This is a genomic window from Pseudomonas sp. GW823-FHT03E05 (assembly GCF_058796855.1).
Window position 1 is genome coordinate 285587 of record NZ_JBXAJB010000005.1, and the last position, 19288, is coordinate 304874.

Consider the following 19288-nt stretch of genomic DNA (forward strand, 5'->3'; position numbering starts at 1 on the left):
GACGCACCGCGGCGGGTGGTCAGTGCAGCTTGAAGCCGCCCACCTGTCGGGCCAGGTCCTCGGAGAGGCGCTGCAGGGTCCGGCAGTCTTCACGACAGGCCTGGACTTCGGCCGCGGTGGCCCGGGCCAGATCGGAGATGCCCTGGACATTGCGGTTGATCTCTTCGGTCACCGCCGACTGCTCCTCGGTGGCGGTGGCCACTTGCTGGTTCATGTCGCTGATGTGCTCAACCTGCCCGGTAATCGCTGTCAGCGAAGCCCCGGTCTGCTGGCTGGACTGCACCCCGGTACCCGTGGCCGACTGCCCGGCATGCATGGAGGCCACGGCATTCTCCGCGCCCTGCTTGAGGCTCTGGATCATCTGCTGGATCTCGTCGGTGGAAGCCTGGGTGCGCTGGGCCAGGGTCCGCACTTCGTCCGCCACCACGGCAAAGCCTCGGCCCATTTCCCCGGCACGGGCTGCCTCGATAGCCGCATTGAGGGCCAGCAGGTTGGTCTGCTCGGAGACCCCGCGGATCACCGCCAGTACCTGATCGATGGAGGCCACCTGATGCGCCAGTTCACTGACAGCGCTGGCGGCCAGGGCAATTTCCCCGGACATGCTTTCGATGTGCCGGATCGAGCCGTCCACCACCCCCTGGGCCAGCTGGGCCTCATCCCGGGCCGCCTGGGACGCATCGGCCGCCTGCCCGGCGTTGCGTGCGATGTCCTGGACGGTCAGCCCCATCTGGTGCACGGCCGTGGCCACCATGTCGGTCATTTCCTGCTGCCGCCCCGAGCGCTCGGCAGTGTTCTCCACCACCGCCGCCACCTGCCCCACGGATGACCGCAGACGCTCGGTGGTGGCCAGCACTTCGCCGATCATGCCGTGCTGGCTGTCGAGAAAACGATTGAAGCCCCGGGCCAGGTCCCCCAGCTCGTCGGCCCGGCTGGCATCCAGGCGCAGGGTCAGGTCGCCACCACCGCTGCCGATGGCTACCAGCCCGGCGGTCACCTGGCGTACCGGCCGCACCAGGCCGCGAGCCAGCCAGATCACCAGCAACAGGCAGACCAGGGCGATAGCCAGGCCGATGCCGGTGGTCAGCCACAAGGTTTGCCGGGCATCGGCGTAGATCTGCGCTTCGGGCACCTCGGCCACCAGCGACCACCCCATGCCCCGCAGTGGCAGGCTCAGGGCCACAAAGTCTTCGCCGTCGCGCACGAACCGGCTGCTGGCCAGCCCCTCGTGCCCCATGACCGCCTGGGCGGCCGACTCGCCGATCTGCTCGGACAGGTGCTGCTTGCCGCTGAACTGCGCCTCGGGGTGAACCTGGATCAAGCCGTCGGCGCGCACCAGATAGACCTTGCCGTGCTCGCCGAAGCTGAAATCATGGATCAGTTGCGACAGCGCCTGCATCTTCAGCCCGAGCCCGGCCACCCCCACCAGCTTGCCGTCCTTCTTGACCCGCATGTCGATGAACATCGCCAACTCGCCGGTGGCCACATCGGTGTCGATGTTGAGCAGCCGCGGCTTGTCGCTGTCGATGAAGCTGTAGAACCAGGCGTCCTTCGGATTGGAACGGCTGAGGGTGCGATCCAGCCCCTTCTCGTTGTAGTAGTGGTTGGTCGCGGTGCCCACCATCAAGGTGGTGAAGGCCTGATTTTCGGCGCGGATGCCTTCCAGGTAGTCGACGAACACCTGGGCCTGGGCCGGATCCTCGCCGCCTGCCAGCCAATCGCGCAGCATGCCGTTGCTGGCAATGTCCCGGGCGACCGTCAGCGGCTGGGCGAGGATGCGTTCGATATCGTTGCGCATGGCTTCGATGCTCGAAGGCAGCGCCTTGTCCACCAGGTAGTTCTGGGTCAGGTGGTTGATCACCACGGTGTAGACCGCCACCACCACCAGCAGGCTGACCAGCAGGGCCGAGCCCATGCTGAGGACGAGTTGCCATTGAATACTGCGTCGCCAGAATTGCATGGAACACCTCTTTCTTATTGGTATAAGAGGCTGAAATGTCGCGCCAGCCGCGGAAGGTTGTATACAAACATTAGTTATGTTTGTCCAACCTATAACCCTGCGACTGTGTGCAGTTCCGTCAGTTCTGTTGAATGGTCTTGGCGATGACCTCGACGGTGGCGCTCACTTGCTCCTGATAGCGCTCCAGTTCCTGGGCATGGCGCTTCTGCATCTCGATCTGCTGCGAGCACAGGTTCATCGCCGCCAGCACCAGCAGGCGCTCGCCGATCAGCGTCGGGTACTTCTTCTTGGTGTCGGCCAGGGCCGCCTTGAGCATCAGCGCAGCGTCCATCAGGGTCTGTTCTTCCCCGGCCGGCGCCTTGATCGAGTAATCCTCCCCCAGGATCGAAACGACCTTCACTCCATCGATGTGATGTCTCATGGATTGGCCGGGCTCGCGCTGACACGCTCAACCAGCGCCTGGATCCGGGCAGCGGTGGCGCCTTGCTTTTCTTCCTGCTCCATCAGGCTCAGTTGCAGGCTTTCGTTTTCATCCTTGGCCTGGTCCAGTTGTTCCTTGAGGGCTGCGTTCGTACCGAGCAGTTCCTGGTTCTGTACCACCAGGTCGCTGACCAGCTGTTCCAATTGGCTGAGGGATGCTTCCAACATTTTGATCTTCCGGGCTTTTTGCAAAGGGCGCGTACGATAAAGAAAAGTCACCCTGGATGCCAGGGTTATCCAGGCGCAAAGCCTTGATTTTACTGGCGATGACCCTTCCGCGAGAGCTGTTAGAGACTGTCATTCTGCGCTCCGGTTCCTGACGCCTCGTCGGAGTCTCGGACTTTTATGAACTTTCCCAGTTACGCATAAGAAATTTCTGAAACTGCATCCGCCGGTTCAAGAAGCCATTGTTCAACGCGATAGACAGGTACGTCCCTGATCCTGCCAGCGCAATAAAGCGCTCACCCGAGGTAATGTCCATGTCCCTGCGCTCCCTGAATATTGCCCCGAGGGCCTTCCTCGGATTTGCCCTAATCGGTTGCCTGATGCTGTTTCTCGGGGTGTTCGCCCTGAATCAGATGGGCAAGATCCGCTCAGCCACCGAGCGCATGAGCCAGGACACCATCCCGAGCATCAAGAGCGTCGATGAGTTCACCCAGCTCAGCCTGCGCCAACGGGTCCAGGCCTACCGGCTGCTGCTCAACCGCGAACCCCAGGCCCAGCAGCAGACCCTGGATGCCATCGACCAGCGCAACCAGAAGATCGAAGAAGCCCGAGCCCAGTACCTGAAGCTCATCAGCAGCCCCGAGGAGCGCCTTGCCTACGAGCAATACGGCACGCTGCTGAGCCACCACCGGCAGTTGGAGAGCCAACTGATCGAGCTGTCGCACAACAACCAGCTTGAGGCCATGCAACAACTGCTCAATACCGAACTGATGGACAGCGCCGAAAAGATCAACGCGGTCCTCAACCAACTGGTGGAGATCAACAGCCATTACGCCACCGTCGCCGACGATGATGCTGCCGCTCAGTACCGCAGAGCCTTCAATCTGGTGGTGGGGCTGCTGGTGCTGGCCAGCGCCCTGACCCTGCTGTTCGCCTGGCGCCTTATCCGCAGCATCACCCAGCCCATCGCCAATGCCCTGAGGGCCGCCGAAGAGATCGCCGAAGGCAACCTGACCCGCCCCATCACGGTCGATGGCAGCGACGAAGCCGGGCGCCTGCTGCAAGCCATGGTCACGATGCAGGAAAAGCTGCGCGACACCCTGCAGAGTATTTCCGGCTCCGCCCATCAGTTGGCGTCGGCGGCCGAAGAGCTCAACAGCGTCACCGAGGAAGGCGCCCGCGGCCTGACCCAGCAGAACAACGAGATCGAACAGGCCGCCACCGCGGTCAATGAAATGACCAGCGCCGTGGAGGAAGTGGCGCGCAATGCGGTGAGCACCTCCGAAGCCTCGAAGAGCGCCACCACTTCCGCCGGCGACGGCCGCGACCTGGTGCGCGAAACCGTGTCGGCCATCGAGCGCATGAGCTCCGACGTGCAAGGCACCGCCAGCCTGATCGGCGACCTGGCCAACGAGTCCCGGGACATCGGCAAGGTGCTGGACGTGATTCGCGGCCTGGCCGACCAGACCAACCTGCTGGCCCTCAATGCCGCCATCGAGGCTGCCCGGGCCGGTGAGGCCGGTCGCGGTTTTGCCGTGGTCGCCGACGAAGTCCGCGCCCTGGCCCACCGCACCCAGCAGTCCACCAGCGAAATCGAACGCATGATCGGCAGCATCCAGAGCGGCACCGAGCACGCCGTGGACTCCATGCGCAACAGCACCGAACGCGCCGAATCGACCCTGAGCATCGCCCGGGGGGCCGGCCAGTCCCTGGACACCATCAACAGCGCCATCAGCGAAATCAACGAACGCAACCTGGTGATCGCCAGCGCCGCTGAAGAACAGGCCCAGGTGGCCCGTGAAGTGGACCGCAACCTGGTGAACATCCGCGACCTGTCGGTACAGTCCACCACCGGCGCCAACCAGACCCAGGCCGCCAGCAGCGAGCTGTCACGCCTGGCGGTCGACCTGAGCAACCTGGTCACCCGATTCAAGCTCTGAAGCCCTTGCGCCCTGCTCCAGCTCCCGCCGTTGAGCGGTGGGGGCTGGTGAGGGTGGCGTTCAAGGCACCCCAGCAGGCAGGTACCGGACAGGCTTAATCCACGGCGAGACTCAAGACTTTAGTCGTACGACCGATAAGTCACGGTAGAGTCAGTCTCAAGCCCCGCACGGATGCGCCCTTTTTGGTACCTACCATGTCCCTTCGTAATATGAATATCGCTCCGCGGGCCTTCCTCGGCTTCGCCATGATCGGCGGCTTGATGCTGATCCTCGGGGTGTTCGCCCTGAACCAGATGAGCAAGATCCGCGGCGCCGCCGAAGACATCACGTCGAGCAGCGTGCCAAGCATCAAGAGCCTCGACGAATTCACCCAGTTGACCCTGCGCCTGCGGGTGCTGTCCTACCGCTTGCTGGTGAACCGTGAGCCGGACGTGCAGCAAAAGACCATCGAACTGCTGGAAATGCGCAACCAGCAGATCCGCGCCGCCCAGGTCATCTACGAAAAATTCATCACCAGCCCGGAAGAAAAATCCGCCTACGAGCAGTACCTCCAACTGCTGGGCCAGTACCGGCAGATCGAAGAGCGGATGAAGAGCCTGTCGCGCAACAATCAGGTGGATGAGCTGCGCAACTTGCTCAACACCGAACTGCTGAACAACTCCGAAGCCATGAACACCGTGCTCAACCGCTTGCTGGAGATCAACACCCAGCAGACCGTGGACACCAACCAGCAAGCCGCCGAGCAGTACTCCTCGGCCTTCAACCTGGTGGTGGCGCTGCTGGTGCTGGCTACTGGCCTGACCTTCCTCTTCGCCTGGCTGCTGACCCGCAGCATCACCCAGCCCATCGCCAACGCCCTGGGCGCCGCCGAGGAAATCGCCGAGGGCAACCTGACCCGGCCGATCAAGGTCGATGGCAGTGACGAGGCCGGGCGCCTGTTGCAGGCCATGGCCAAGATGCAGGAAAAACTGCGCGACACCCTGCAGCGCATCTCCGGTTCCGCCACCCAGTTGGCTTCGGCGGCCGAAGAGCTCAACAGCGTCACCGAGGAAAGCGCCCGCGGCCTGACCCAGCAGAACAACGAGATCGAACAGGCCGCCACCGCGGTCAATGAAATGACCAGCGCCGTGGAAGAAGTGGCGCGCAACGCGGTGAGCACCTCCGAAGCCTCGAAGAATGCCACCGCCTCCGCCGGCGACGGCCGCGACCTGGTGCAGGAAACCGTGTCGGCCATCGAGCGCATGAGTTCCGACGTGCAGGGCACCGCCAGCCTGATCGGCGACCTGGCCAACGAGTCCCGGGACATCGGCAAGGTACTGGACGTGATTCGCGGCCTGGCCGACCAGACCAACCTGCTGGCCCTCAATGCCGCCATCGAGGCCGCCCGTGCCGGTGAGGCCGGTCGCGGTTTTGCCGTGGTCGCCGACGAAGTCCGCGCCCTGGCCCACCGCACCCAGCAGTCCACCAGCGAAATCGAACGCATGATCGGCAGCATCCAGAGCGGCACCGAGCACGCCGTGGATTCCATGCGCAACAGCACCGAACGCGCCGAATCGACCCTGAATATCGCCCGGGGTGCCGGCCTGTCCCTGGACACCATCAACAGCGCCATCATCGAGATCAACGAACGCAACCTGGTGATCGCCAGCGCCGCTGAAGAACAGGCCCAGGTGGCCCGGGAAGTGGACCGCAACCTGGTGAACATCCGCGACTTGTCGGTGCAGTCCTCCACCGGTGCCAACCAGACCAGTGCAGCCAGCAACGAGCTGTCGCGCCTGGCCGTGGACCTCAACGGCATGGTTGCCCGCTTCCGCCTCTGAAACACCCCGCCAGCCCTGGATGGCGCCGGTAAAACGGCGCCGGAATTCGCACCTGGGGAATCCGCCACTGTCGCCAAAAGCTTTTTGACAGTGGCGTATTTCAACAGGTTAGAATCGCTGGCACGCAGACTGCATGGTCAGCCTGCGCCCGCCTTTTTCGCCCTGGAGTACTGCCTTTGAATGCGACGACCATCAACAGCCTGTTCTTGATCGGCGCGTTGCTGGTAGGTGCGAGCATTCTGGTGAGTTCACTTTCATCGCGCCTGGGCATCCCGATCCTGGTGATCATCCTGGCCGTGGGCATGACCGCCGGGGTGGACGGCGGCGGCATCATCTTCGACAACTACCCGACCGCCTACCTGGTGGGCAACCTGGCCCTGGCCGTGATCCTGCTGGACGGCGGCCTGCGTACCCGGGTCGCGAGTTTCCGCGTGGCCCTGTGGCCGGCGCTGTCCCTGGCCACGGTGGGGGTGCTGATCACCACTGGCCTGACCGGCATGGCAGCCGCCTGGCTGTTCGACCTCAACCTGATCCAGGGCCTGCTGATCGGCGCCATCGTCGGCTCCACCGACGCCGCCGCGGTGTTCTCGCTGCTGGGGGGCAAGGGCCTCAACGAGCGGGTCACCGCCAGCCTGGAGATCGAATCCGGCAGCAACGACCCGATGGCGGTGTTCCTCACCGTGACCCTGATCGACATGCTCGCCAGCGGCCACACCGGCCTGCACTGGAGCCTGCTGACGGACCTGATCCGCGAGTTCGGCATCGGCGCGGTGATCGGCCTGGGCGGTGGTTGGCTGATGTTGCAACTGGTCAACCGCATCCACCTGGCCACCGGTCTGTACCCGATCCTGGTGGTGGCCGGCGGCCTGGTGGTGTTCGCCCTGACCAACGCCCTGCACGGCAGCGGCTTCCTCGCCGTGTACCTGTGCGGCCTGGTGATCGGCAACCGCCCGGTACGCAGCCGCCACGGCATCCTGCACATGCTCGACGGCATGGCCTGGCTGGCACAGATCGGCATGTTCCTGGTGCTGGGGCTGCTGGTCACCCCCCACGACCTGCTGCCCATCGCCCTGCCGGCCCTGGGCCTGGCACTGTGGATGATCCTGTTCGCCCGACCGCTGTCGGTGCTGGTGGGCCTGGCGCCGTTCAAGGCCTTCCATGGCCGGGAAAAGGCCTTCATTTCCTGGGTCGGGCTGCGCGGTGCGGTACCGATCATTCTCGCGGTGTTCCCGCTGATGGCCGGGCTGCCCAATGCCCAGCTGTACTTCAACCTGGCGTTCTTCATCGTCCTGATCTCGCTGCTGGTGCAGGGCACCAGCCTGCCGTGGGTGGCCAAGTGGCTGAAGGTGACGGTTCCACCGGAGCCGGCACCGATCTCCCGGGCGGCCCTGGAAGTCCACGTCACCAGCGAGTGGGAGCTGTTCGTCTACCGCCTGGGGGCGGAGAAATGGTGCATCGGCGCCGCCCTGCGGGAGCTGAAAATGCCCGAGGGCACGCGCATCGCCGCACTGTTTCGTGGCCAGCAACTGCTCCATCCGTCGGGTAGTACGGTGCTCGAAGCCGACGATCTGCTGTGCGTGATCGGCCATGAGCACAACCTCCCGGCCCTGGGCAAACTCTTCAGCCAGGCTCCGGAACGCGGCCTGGACCTGCGCTTCTTCGGTGACTTCGTGCTCGAGGGCGATGCCCAGCTGGGCGCGGTCTCGGCGCTCTACGGGCTCAAGCTCGACGGCCAGGACGCAGACATGCCGCTGGGCGCCTTCATCGCCCAGAAGGTCGGTGGTGCACCGGTGGTCGGCGACCAGGTGGAATGGAACAACACCATCTGGACCGTGGCCGTGATGGACGGGAACAAGATCGGCAAGGTCGGCGTCAGATTCCCCGAAGGAAGTCGCCCCGGCCCCGGACTCTTCCTCTAAACTGCGGAACGCGTCAGCCCCCGGCATGGCGCCCCCTATTCCTACTTGCTTGACCGACCTCTATGCCTATCCTGCGTAAATTTTTCGCTGTTGCCCTGCTGGGCCTGAGCCTCTCTGTCGGCGCGGTACAGGGCGGTGACCCGCCCAGCGCCGAGGCGGTCCAGCAGAGCCTGGACAAGATCGCCGAGCGCAAACTGCCGGAGGCCGACCAGAAGGCCCTGCAGACCCTGCTGCAGAACACCCTGAACCAGCTGGCCAACAAGCAGAACTATGAGCAGCGCCTGAGCGATCTCAAGCAGCAATTGAGCAATGCCCCGCGCCAGACATCGGAAAACCAGCGCGAACTGGCCCGCCTGAAAGCCAGCAAAGTGGTCCCGGTGATCCAGCGCTACGGCTCGTTGCCGGTATCGCAGCTCGAACAGCTGCTGACCGAGCGCACCAGCCTGCAGGGCGACCTGCAAAAGGCCCTGGCCGACGCCAATACCCTGGACATCACCGCCCAGACCCGCCCCGAGCGCGCCCAGGCGGAGATCAGCAGCAGCCAGACGCGCATCCTGCAGATCAACGCCGCACTCAAATCCGGCAAGGACGGCGGCAAGCTGCTCAGCGCCGACCAGCGCAACCTGCTCAACGCCGAGCTGGCAGCGATCAACGCGCTGATCCCCCTGCGCCGCCAGGAACTGGCCGGCAACAGCCAATTGCAGGATCTGGGCAGTAGCCAGCATGACCTGCTGATGGAAAAGACCGCGCGCCTGGAGCAGGAAATCCAGGACCTGCAGACCCTGATCAACCAGAAGCGCCTGGCCCAGTCCCAGGAAACCGTGACCCAGCAGTCCATCGAGGCGCAGAAGGCCGGGAGCAGCAGCCTGCTGGCCACCGAGAGCGCCAGCAACCTCAGGCTCTCCGACTACCTGCTCAAAAGCACCGACCGCCTCAACGAACTGACCCAGCAGAACCTGCTGACCAAGCAGCAGCTGGACAGCGTGACCCAGAGCGATGCGGCCCTGGACGAGCAAATCAACGTGCTCAAGGGCAGCCTGCTGCTGTCGAAGATCCTCTATAAACAGAAGCAGGCCCTGCCGCGCCTGAAACTGGACCGCGACCTGGCGGACGAAATCGCCGACATCCGCCTCTATCAGTTCGAAGTCAATCAACAGCGCGAGCTGCTGGGCAGCCCCAGCACCTACGTCGACAACCTGCTCAAGAACCAACCCCCGGAACAGGTCACGCCACAACTGCGCCGGACCCTGATCGATCTCGCCATCACCCGCGCCGACCTGCTGGAACGCCTGAACCGCGAGCTGAGCGCGCTGCTCAATGAATCCATCACCCTGCAGTTGAACCAGAAGCAACTGCTCAGCACCTCCCAGAGCCTGCGAGCGACCCTCGACGAGCAGATGTTCTGGATCCCCAGCAACAAGCCGCTGGACGCCGAGTGGCTGCAAAGCGTCCCCGTGCGCCTGGAGCGCCAGGTCACTACCCTGCCCTGGGCCTCCAGCCTCAGCGAACTGACCGACGGCCTGGCCCAGCGGCCACTGCTGTTCCTGCCCCTGGCGCTGCTGTTCGGCGCCCTGCTGTGGCGGCGCAAGGCCCTGTATGCGCGCCTGAACAAGGTGCACAAGGACATCGGCCATTTCAAACGCGACAGCCAGTGGCACACACCGCTGGCGATCCTGGTGAACATCCTCCTGGCGATGCCGGTGACCCTGGTCCTGGCCCTGTGCGGCTACGCCCTGCAGATCGACGCCCGTGGGCAGAACGCCAACCTCGGCGCCGCGCTGCTGCAGATCGCCCAGGCCTGGCTGGTGTTCTATACCGCCTATCGGATCCTCGCCCCCGGCGGCGTGGCGGAACTGCATTTCCGCTGGGAAAAACCCCAGGTGGAATTCCTCCAGGGCTGGGTCCGCCGCCTGGGGCTGGTGGTCCTGGCACTGGTGGCCGTGGTGGCGGTGGCCGAGCACCAGCCTGCGGCCCTGGCCGAGGACGTGCTGGGCATCGCCGTAGTGCTGACCTGCTATGCACTGATGGCCTGGCTGCTGAGCCGCCTGCTGCTGAGCAGCCCGACCCACCAGAACACCTCGCTGTTCCGCAAGGCCGTGGGCGTGCTCTTCACCCTGCTGCCGATCGCCCTGTTCATCGCCGTGTGCTTCGGCTACTACTACACCGCCCTGAAACTCAGCGACCGGCTGATCAACACCCTGTACCTGCTGATGTTCTGGCTGGTGATCGAGGCCACCTTCGTCCGCGGCCTGAGCGTGGCGGCCCGGCGCCTGGCCTACCAGCGCGCGCTGAGCAAGCGCCAGGCCGCCAAGGAAGCCGGGGAAAGCGGCGAGGCGGTGGTGGAAGAGCCGACCCTGGATATCGAGAAGGTCAACGAGCAATCCCTGCGCCTGATCCGCCTGGCCCTGCTGGGCGGCTTCATGGCGGCGCTGTACTGGGTATGGGCAGACCTGATCACGGTGTTCTCCTACCTGGACAACGTCACCCTCTACGAATACACCAGCGGCACCGGCGCCAACATGAGCATGGTGCCCATCAGCATCGGCGACGTCATCGGCGCGCTGATCATCGTCGGCATCACCTTCGCCCTGGCGCGCAACCTGCCTGGCCTGCTGGAGGTACTGGTGCTGTCCAAGCTGGACCTGGCCCAGGGCAGCGCCTATGCCACCACCACCCTGCTGTCCTATGCCATCGCCGGGATAGGTTTCGTCGCCACCCTGTCGACCCTGGGGGTCAGCTGGGACAAGCTGCAATGGCTGGTGGCCGCCTTGTCCGTGGGCCTGGGCTTCGGCATGCAGGCGATCTTCGCCAACTTCATCTCCGGCATCATCATCCTGTTCGAGCGCCCGGTACGGATCGGCGACACCATCACCATCGGCAACCTGTCGGGCACCGTGAGCAAGATCCGCATCCGCGCCACCACCATCACCGACTTCGACCGCAAGGACATCATCGTCCCCAACCAGACCTTCATCACCGGGCAGTTGATCAACTGGTCGCTGACCGACACCATCACCCGGGTGACCCTCAAGCTCGGCGTGGACTACGGTTCGGACCTGGACCTAGTCAAGGAACTGCTGCTCAAGGCCGCCCGGGAGAACCCGCGGGTCCTCAAGGAGCCGGAACCCCATGTGTACTTCCTGAACTTCGGTGAAAGCACCCTGGACCATGAGCTGCGCATGCACGTGCGCGAGCTGGGGGACCGCAACCCGGTGGTCGACGAGGTCAACCGCTTCATCAACCGCGAGTTCAAGAAACAGCACATCAACATCTCGTTCCGGCAGATGGAGGTCTACCTGAAGAACCTCCACGGCCAGGAATACAAGATGGTGCCCATCGAACCCGAGGCCAAGACCATAGTCCCGGTGGCCGAGGGCAAGCCGCTGCAGGAACCGCCGGCCAGCAAACTCGACTAAGGCCTCTTTCCCCAGCAGAATACTCGGACATTCTGCTGGGAGATGGCCGTTGAAAGCCCTCGACGAACTGACCTTCGACAACCGCTTCGCCCGCCTGGGCGACGCCTTCTCGACCCACGTACTGCCCGAACCCCTCGACAACCCGCGGCTGGTGGCCGCCAGCCCTGGCGCCATGGCGCTGCTGGACCTGGACCCGGCCGTGGCCGAAACCCCGGTGTTCGCCGAACTGTTCGGCGGGCACAAGCTGTGGGCCGAGGCCGAGCCCCGGGCGATGGTCTATTCCGGGCATCAGTTCGGCTCCTACAACCCGCAATTGGGGGACGGCCGCGGGCTGCTGCTGGGCGAGGTCTACAACCAGGCGGGAGAACACTGGGACCTGCACCTGAAGGGCGCCGGCCAGACGCCCTATTCGCGCATGGGCGATGGCCGCGCGGTGCTGCGCTCGTCGATCCGCGAATTCCTTGCCTCCGAGGCCCTGCATGCCCTGGGCATTCCCAGCAGCCGCGCACTGTGCGTGATCGGCTCGGACACTCCGGTATGGCGCGAGAAGCAGGAGCGCGGGGCCATGGTCCTGCGCCTGGCACCGAGCCATATCCGCTTCGGCCATTTCGAGTATTTCTACTACACCAAGAAACCCGAGCAGCAGAAGCAGTTGGGGGAGCATGTGCTGGCCCTGCATTTCCCCGAGTGCCAAGAGCTGCCTGAACCCTACCTGGCGATGTTCCGCGAGATCGTCGAGCGCAATGCCGAGCTGATTGCCAAATGGCAGGCCTATGGCTTCTGCCACGGGGTGATGAACACCGACAACATGTCGATCCTGGGCATCACCTTCGACTTCGGCCCCTTCGCCTTCCTCGACGATTTCGACGCCCACTTCATCTGCAACCACTCGGACGATCAGGGGCGCTACTCCTTCAGCAACCAGGTACCCATCGGCCAGTGGAACCTCAGCGCCCTGGCCCAGGCCCTGACCCCGTTCATCAGTGTCGAGGCGCTGCGCGAAAGCCTGGGCCTGTTCCTGCCGCTGTACCAGGCCCACTACCTGGACCTGATGCGCCGGCGCCTGGGCTTCACCCAGGCCGAGGACGACGACCAGAAGCTCGTGGAACGCCTGCTGCAACTGATGCAGAACAGCGGCGTCGACTACAGCCTGTTCTTCCGCCGGCTGGGGGAGCACGCCCCGGAGCAGGCGCTGGCACGGCTGCGGGACGACTTCGTCGACCGCAACGGCTTCGACGCCTGGGCCGGGCTGTACCGGGAACGGGTCGCCCGCGATCCGATCCAGGGCCAGGACCTGCGCCGCGCGCGCATGCACGCGGTCAACCCGCTGTACATCCTGCGCAACTATTTAGCGCAGAAAGCCATCGACGCCGCAGAAGCCGGGGACTACAGCGAAGTGCGCCGCCTGCATCAGGTGCTGAGCCGGCCTTTCGAGGAACAGGCCGGCATGGACAGCTACGCCGAACGCCCGCCGGAGTGGGGCAAGCACCTGGAAATCAGCTGTTCGTCCTGAGTCGGGCGAAGCTGTCCATCGATACCTTCAAGCCCTAGGCCAACCTGCGGACCTGCCGCAGGTTGAGCAGGCGCTTGCCGTCCAGCACTGGCTCAACCTGGGATTGCGCATGGACCCGCCACTGACGGGCAGGGATAATGCGCGCCCTGATTTCCAGTACCTGCAAGGATGCACATGAACCTGTTCTTCACCCTGGCCACCCTCGCCCTGGCCGTCTTCAGCCTGGTGTCGGTCGTCATCTACCTGAGCCGCCGCGCCAAGTACCGCATGAACCTGCAGGACCTGCACCTGCACGGTAAGGCGCACCGCAGCATTACCCAGGCCGAACTGGACGAGCTGGCCAAACAGACCGCCAGCCTGCAACGCATCCAGGGCAGCGGCGGCATGTCCTACAAGCCGATCAGCGACAGCGTCTATCTGATTAGCGGCGGCACCGCGAGCGACGGTCTGGAACTGCAGGTCCAGTCGGTGAAACACATGTCGATCGCCGGTATTCCCGTGGAATTTCCCTTCCCGATGGAAAGCTTCCTGGCCGACAACAACCAGGCCGAAGTGGTGATCGCCAAGAAGTTCGCCGTGGTCATCGGCCTCAACGGGCATCGCCTGGCCCAATGACGCACTGGCGGCCTGGCTGCCACCTTCACCGCTCGCCCATGCCCCGAGCCCTGCCACCATCGCTGCCCTGCAAGAGTCCGCCATGAAACCTCGCTACCTGCTGCTGTTGCCCCTGCTGCTGTCGCTGGCCGGGTGCAAGGAAGACTTCGCCACCCTGCACTTCCAGGAGTCGGTGCGCTCCGACCCCAAGGCCGGCCCGCAATACTCCGACCAGTTGGTGCACGAGGCGTACAAACACAGCATTTACACCGCGCTCGGCGCCCAGGGCCTGGACCCGGACGCCATCGCCCTGGAGCGGGACCAGGAGGACGACAAGGTCATTCACCTGCGCCTGGTGGACTACTCCCTGAGCCCGGAACAACGGGGCAGCCTCAAGGCCATCCTCGAACAGGTCGTCAGCGCGCGAAATGCCAGCTCGATGAACCTGCGCCTGGAGCTGGACAACGCCCATGCCAAGGTCACCCCTTCCGGCACCAGTGACCTGCCGGACAACATCGACGCCACCCTGGCGTTCGAGCCGGAGTTCGGCATGCTGCTGGACCGCAGCTACGAAGACAGCATGCAGGCCATCGTCAACGCGAGCGAAATCGAAGGCCCGGTCAGTTGCAAGATCACCGCGCGCCTGGCCATGCCCAGGCCCTTGAAACTGATCGCCTACGAAGCCCTTGAACAGGACAACAGCGAGCGCGGCCTGATCTCCTTGCTGACCCGCGGCGGCAGCATTGCCAAGGTGCCACTCAAGGTGCATTTCGATGACCCGGACCTGAACCGGCTCCTGCAGCACAAAACCGTCCAGGCCTGGCCATCCAGCTCGAAGATCACCCGGCCCGCCCCGGTGCCCCTTGACGAATTCGCCATCGTCATCGGCTCCATCGGCGTCCAGACCCTGACCTCGGCCCTGGCCTTCGACACCCGCAAGGACGAGCTGCAAGCACTGTGCGACCAGAAGATGCAGACCCTGGGCCGGCCGTTCACCTTTCACATGGGCCGGACCCTGGATCGCCTGACCAGCGTCGACTACCGCTAACAGCCACTATGCGACGAGGATTTCCATTGAACCGACGCCTCTCCACTGCCGCCCTGTTGCTGATGCTGCTGACCGGCTGCAAGCAGACCTACCTCACCCTGCATTTCCAGGAAGAAGTGGGTAACCCCCAGCAGGCCCGGATAGTGCCGTACTTCGCAGAGGCCATCACTCAGATGGCCGCCGGGATCGGCATCGAACCCGACGCCATCGGCCTGGAAATGGACCGCAAGGACGACAAGACCCTGCATATCAGCCTGGACAGCAACGTGCCCGAACCCCAGCGCCAGCGCCTGCAAGCGCTGTTCAGCGAAATTGTCGAGGCACGCGCAGCCGGCACCTTCGAAGCCGTTCTGGAGATCGCCCCGCAAACCGGGAGATACACCACCCCCGAGTACCGCAAAAGGGCCATGGCCTTGCCGCGACGCTTCTCCCTGGCGCTGGAGCCGGTGAAATACGCCGACGTGCTGTTTCATTACTCGATGGAGGAGTTGATCAGCGGCAAGCTCGCGGCCACCGGCACGCCCAACGAGGCGTTCTGCCAATACCAGGCCACCCTCCAGGCGCCGGGCATGCCGTTCAGCCAGATGGGCAGCAAGGCCGGTAGCGGCACAGGGGATTACAACGTGTATCTGGAGTGGAAAGACGGCAAGCGCGAACCGGCGCAATACTTGTTCGGCAACATCACTTTCGCCAACCCCACGCTCAACCAGATGCTGTTCGACAACCGCATCCAGCTGTCCGCGATCAAGACCTCCTGGGGCACGCGAGCGGACCGCCGGGCCGACCGCGTCGGTTTCAGCGTCGGCTCCCTGGGCCTGCAGTACCACGAAGACGGGGAGATTTCCCCGTTGCAACACATCGGCTTCATGGGCAGGTGCGAGGGCATGGCCATGGCGCTGGGGCGGCCCTTTACCTTCTACATCGGCCGCTCCATGGACCGCCTGGTCAGCGTCGAACTGGCCCCGCCCAGCGCATGAGCCCTGGAGCCGCAACGGCTCCAGGCCGACCGCTGCGACTTGATATTGCCCCCGGGCGCCGCCATCTAAGGCGCTCTACCCTGTTTGCGGAGCCCGACCATGTCCGACCCACTGCTGATCCCCTGCCCGCACTGCAACGGCCTCAACCGCATTCCCGCCGAGCGCCTGGGGGACCACCCCAAGTGCGGGCGCTGCAAGGCCGAGGTCTTGCTGAGCAAACCCTTTGACTTGAAACAGGGCGACTACGCCAGCCAGATCAAGGGCGACCTGCCGTTGCTGGTGGATGTATGGGCAGACTGGTGCGGGCCGTGCAAATCCTTTGCGCCGGTCTTCCAGCAAGCCGCCGCGCAGCTCAGCGGCAAGTGCCGCCTGGCCAAGCTGGACAGTGAAGCCAACCCGCAGCTGGCGGGGCAATTGGGGATTCGCTCGATCCCCAGCCTGATTCTGTTCAAGAACGGTCGGGAAGTAGCCCGGCAAAGCGGCGCCTTGCCACTGCCGCAATTGTTGAGCTGGCTGCGCAGCCAGGGGATTTGACGCAGCGCCAAGAGCCGCAGGCCAAACCCTGTGCTCATGGCCTCTTGAGGGTCAGGCGTTTTCCAGCAGGTTGTGCAGGTCGACGAATTGCTGGGTCAGCTTGTGTCGTGGGTCCAGGTGGATCAGCGGCATGCTGGCCTGGTGGGATTCACGCATGCGCACCGAGCTGCCCAGGTACACCGGCAGCACTGGCAGGCCCTCGCTGATCAGTTCGTCGAGCATCTGCTGCGGCAGGCTGGCCCGGGCCTGGAACTGATTGACCACGATGCCCTCGACCTCCAGCCCCTCGTTGTGGTCCTCCTTCAGCTCTTCGATCTCCGCCAGCAGGCCGTACAGGGCCTGGCGGGAAAAACTGTCGCAGTCGAAGGGGATCAGCACACGATCAGCGGCGATCAGCGCCGATACCGCGTAGAAATTCAGGGCCGGCGGGGTATCGAGGTAGATCCGGTCGTAATCCTCGGCCAGTTCGTCCAGCAATTTGCGCAGCTTGTTGATCTTGTGCTTGGCCTCAAGCTTGGGCTGCAGGTCCGCCAGCTCGGCGGTGGCCGTGATCACGTGCAGGTTGTCGAAGGGGGTCTCGTAGATATCCACCTGGTTTTTCTTGGCGAACGGTCCGGACGACAGGGTTTGCTTGAAAAAATCGGCAATGCCCATGGGAATGTCCTCGCCGGTCAGGCCGGTGAGGTACTGGGTCGAGTTGGCCTGGGCATCCAGGTCCACCAGCAAGGTGCGATAGCCCTCGCTGGCGCTGACCGCCGCCAGATTGCAGGCAATACTGGATTTGCCCACGCCACCTTTCTGATTGAACACCACACGCCGCATGTCTAGACCTCCCTGTATCAAAGATCATCGAGTGTAGTAGGCCACGCGGCCCCTTAGCTACCTTGCTGTCACACAGATTTTCCTTGCCCGCAGCCCTGGCACAAACACCGGGCAATGTCGGCCCCGAGGCCGACCTGGGACTGAAAGACTTCAGATAGTGGCAAAAAGACACCTCGCATCGCGTCGGATTTTTCTCTTTTGCGACCAACAGGCCAAGGAGCATTTGCTACAAGCCAGTCGCACCGGGATAATGCGCGCCACTGACGCCTTCGCGTCACTCAGGCCAATCGCCGATCGAAGCGATATGCCGCGTCAAGGAAGCCCGCAGGGGCGGGATGAAATCAAGTGATCAAGTTCAACATCGCTCAATGGCGTGCGTGGGCCCCTGGGCTCGAAAGCGTGGACGCCTGGCAGGCCTGGAGCCGTCAACCGGCCCTGCCTGAAAACAGCGATGCCGCCCCCGATGTATCCTTTCTCCCCGCCATGCAGCGGCGCCGTCTCAGCCGCCTGGCGCGCATGGCGTTCAGCGTCGGCTGGCCCCTGGCCGAGGGCCTGGAACAACTGCCGCTGGTGTTCATCTCCCGGCATGGCGAAACCCCGCGCACCTTCGAGATTCTCAGCGACCTGGCCGCCGAGCAGCCGTTGTCGCCCACCCAGTTCAGCCTCTCGGTACACAACGCAGTGATCGGCCTGTGGTCGATCATGCGCGGCGAAACCAGCGAAATGACGGCCCTGGCCGCTGCCGGCGATGGCCTTGAGCATGGCCTGCTGGAGGCGGCCACGCTGCTGGCCGACGGCGCCCCCCATGTACTGCTGGTGATCACCGAGGAACAACCGCCCGAGGCCTATGCCAGCTGGATCGACGACGTGCCGTTCCCCTATGCCCTGGGCCTGCTGCTGACCCCCGGCGACGACTGGCAGTTGTCCCTGGGCAGCCATGACGGTCAAACGCCCAGGGCCCAATGGCCCCACGCCCTGAATCTGCTGCGTACCCTGCTGGGCGCGCAGACCTTTTGCCAACATGCCTGGATGAATCGTGTATGGACCTGGCAACGCAACCACTGAGCGCCAAGGGCCGCAATGCCTACTACTGGCGCCTGACGGCCACGGCGCTGAGCTTTGCACTGTTCGGAATAGGTGGTTTGTGCCTGCGCCTGGTGATTTTCCCCCTGCTCGCCTGCCTGCCCGGCGACGCCCAGCGCCAGCGCCAGCGGGCGCGCAATACCGTGAGTCGGCTGTTCTGGCTGTTTATCCGCTTCATGGCCAGGAGCGGCGTGCTCACCTATGAGGTCCAGGGCGCCGAGCGGCTCGGGCGACCGGGGCAGATGATCATCGCCAACCACCCCTCGCTGATCGACGTGGTGTTCCTCATCGGCCTGGTCCGCGACGCCAACTGCGTGGTGAAGCAGAGCCTGTGGAACAACCCCTTCACCCGCGGCCCGGTGCGCGCCACCCAGTACATCAGCAACGACGGCAGCATGGACATGCTCGACAGTGCCTGCGGGGCGCTGCAAGCAGGCCAGACCCTGATCGTCTTTCCCGAGGGCACCCGCACCCAGCCGGGTGCCGCTCCGGCCTTTCATCGGGGAGCGGCGGCCATTGCCCTGCGCGGTGCGAAGATCATCACCCCGGTGGTGATCCGGGTCAGCCCCAGCACCCTGACCAAGGCCGAACCCTGGTACCGCATCCCGCAACGCCGTGTGCACTTCAGTTTTCACGTCGGTGCCGATATAGACCCACAGACCTTTGCAGCCCAGGGCCCGGCGCCCCAGGCTTCGCGCAAGCTCAATGAGCACTTGCACCATTTTTTCATTAAGGAGCTCGCCAGAGATGAGCGATACACACCCGGACCTGATGCTTGAAATCAAACTGCTGATCATCGACGCCCTGGGCCTCGAAGACATCAGTGCCCAGGACATCGGCAACGACCAGACGCTGTTCGGCGAAGGCCTCGGCCTGGACTCGGTGGATGCCCTGGAGCTGGGCCTGGCGATCCAGAAGAAGTACGGCATCAAGATCGACGCCGACGCCAAGGACACCCGCAACCACTTCAGCAACGTGGCGAGCCTTGCGGCGTTCGTCACTGCAAAACAGGCAGCTTGA

General features: G+C 64.2%; 15 protein-coding genes and 4 pseudogenes. 14 read left to right on the forward strand and 5 right to left on the reverse strand.

Going from position 1 to position 19288, the window contains the following annotated elements; all coding sequences use genetic code 11:
• Positions 1 to 19: 19 nt before the first annotated feature.
• The 4 genes and pseudogenes from AC1RCO_RS21665 to AC1RCO_RS21680 form a co-directional block, all read right to left on the reverse strand.
• A complete protein-coding gene (locus AC1RCO_RS21665) occupies positions 20 to 865 on the reverse strand; it encodes a methyl-accepting chemotaxis protein (RefSeq protein WP_370511282.1) in 846 nt (281 codons plus the stop codon).
• Between the two features lie 21 nt (positions 866 to 886).
• Positions 887 to 1957: pseudogene (locus AC1RCO_RS21670) on the reverse strand (cache domain-containing protein); the annotation flags it as partial.
• Between the two features lie 118 nt (positions 1958 to 2075).
• On the reverse strand, positions 2076 to 2378 hold the full coding sequence (locus tag AC1RCO_RS21675) for a cell division protein ZapA (protein WP_011058865.1): 303 nt from the start codon (positions 2376 to 2378) through the stop codon (positions 2076 to 2078).
• Entirely contained in the window at positions 2375 to 2605 is a 231-nt protein-coding gene (locus tag AC1RCO_RS21680) for a hypothetical protein (RefSeq protein ID WP_015633896.1), read from the reverse strand. The genes AC1RCO_RS21675 and AC1RCO_RS21680 overlap by 4 nt, the downstream gene beginning before the upstream one ends.
• A gap of 311 nt (positions 2606 to 2916) precedes the next feature.
• Here AC1RCO_RS21680 and AC1RCO_RS21685 point away from each other — a divergent pair.
• The 11 genes and pseudogenes from AC1RCO_RS21685 to trxC form a co-directional block, all read left to right on the forward strand.
• Positions 2917 to 3687, forward strand: a pseudogene (locus AC1RCO_RS21685) (MCP four helix bundle domain-containing protein); the annotation flags it as partial.
• Positions 3679 to 4542 (forward strand): methyl-accepting chemotaxis protein, encoded by an 864-nt coding sequence (locus AC1RCO_RS21690; protein ID WP_401021273.1) that lies wholly within the window; start codon positions 3679 to 3681, stop codon positions 4540 to 4542. The pseudogene AC1RCO_RS21685 and the gene AC1RCO_RS21690, both read left to right, overlap by 9 nt.
• 260 nt (positions 4543 to 4802) lie before the next feature.
• Positions 4803 to 5459 (forward strand): annotated as a pseudogene (locus AC1RCO_RS21695) (MCP four helix bundle domain-containing protein); the annotation flags it as partial.
• 303 nt (positions 5460 to 5762) lie between these two features.
• A pseudogene (locus tag AC1RCO_RS21700) lies at positions 5763 to 6362 on the forward strand (methyl-accepting chemotaxis protein); the annotation flags it as partial.
• Positions 6363 to 6538: 176 nt separating this feature from the next.
• Positions 6539 to 8281 (forward strand): potassium/proton antiporter, encoded by a 1743-nt coding sequence (locus tag AC1RCO_RS21705; RefSeq protein WP_011058861.1) that lies wholly within the window; start codon positions 6539 to 6541, stop codon positions 8279 to 8281.
• A gap of 62 nt (positions 8282 to 8343) precedes the next feature.
• A complete protein-coding gene (gene mscK / locus AC1RCO_RS21710) occupies positions 8344 to 11697 on the forward strand; it encodes a mechanosensitive channel MscK (RefSeq protein ID WP_011058860.1) in 3354 nt (1117 codons plus the stop codon).
• A 49-nt stretch (positions 11698 to 11746) separates the two neighbouring features.
• Positions 11747 to 13210: a protein adenylyltransferase SelO gene (gene selO, locus AC1RCO_RS21715; protein WP_492618032.1), complete on the forward strand. Its 1464-nt coding sequence runs from the start codon at positions 11747 to 11749 to the stop codon at positions 13208 to 13210.
• A 174-nt stretch (positions 13211 to 13384) separates the two neighbouring features.
• Positions 13385 to 13825, forward strand: a complete 441-nt coding sequence (locus AC1RCO_RS21720; RefSeq protein WP_015633891.1) for an IgaA/UmoB family intracellular growth attenuator — start codon at positions 13385 to 13387, stop codon at positions 13823 to 13825.
• A gap of 82 nt (positions 13826 to 13907) precedes the next feature.
• Complete coding sequence (locus tag AC1RCO_RS21725; RefSeq protein WP_492618033.1) at positions 13908 to 14852, forward strand: hypothetical protein; 945 nt, start codon at positions 13908 to 13910, stop codon at positions 14850 to 14852.
• A 26-nt stretch (positions 14853 to 14878) separates the two neighbouring features.
• Entirely contained in the window at positions 14879 to 15829 is a 951-nt protein-coding gene (locus AC1RCO_RS21730) for a hypothetical protein (RefSeq protein ID WP_492618034.1), read from the forward strand.
• A 99-nt stretch (positions 15830 to 15928) separates the two neighbouring features.
• The gene (gene trxC / locus AC1RCO_RS21735; protein ID WP_015633888.1) at positions 15929 to 16363 is read left to right on the forward strand and encodes a thioredoxin TrxC; all 435 of its coding nucleotides are present in this window, start codon (positions 15929 to 15931) and stop codon (positions 16361 to 16363) included.
• Positions 16364 to 16414: 51 nt separating this feature from the next.
• On the opposite strand, the gene AC1RCO_RS21740 is transcribed toward trxC, so the two are convergent.
• Complete coding sequence (locus tag AC1RCO_RS21740; protein WP_011058854.1) at positions 16415 to 17185, reverse strand: ParA family protein; 771 nt, start codon at positions 17183 to 17185, stop codon at positions 16415 to 16417.
• Positions 17186 to 17530: 345 nt separating this feature from the next.
• On the opposite strand from AC1RCO_RS21740, the gene AC1RCO_RS21745 reads away from it, so the two are divergent.
• The 3 genes from AC1RCO_RS21745 to AC1RCO_RS21755 are packed head-to-tail and all read left to right on the forward strand — an operon-like array spanning position 17531 to position 19288.
• On the forward strand, positions 17531 to 18250 hold the full coding sequence (locus AC1RCO_RS21745; protein WP_011058853.1) for a beta-ketoacyl synthase chain length factor: 720 nt from the start codon (positions 17531 to 17533) through the stop codon (positions 18248 to 18250).
• Positions 18226 to 19047, forward strand: coding sequence for a lysophospholipid acyltransferase family protein (locus tag AC1RCO_RS21750; RefSeq protein ID WP_077933240.1), 822 nt, complete (start codon positions 18226 to 18228; stop codon positions 19045 to 19047). Before AC1RCO_RS21745 ends, AC1RCO_RS21750 begins: the two co-directional genes overlap by 25 nt.
• A complete protein-coding gene (locus tag AC1RCO_RS21755) occupies positions 19016 to 19288 on the forward strand; it encodes a phosphopantetheine-binding protein (RefSeq protein WP_011058851.1) in 273 nt (90 codons plus the stop codon). Before AC1RCO_RS21750 ends, AC1RCO_RS21755 begins: the two co-directional genes overlap by 32 nt.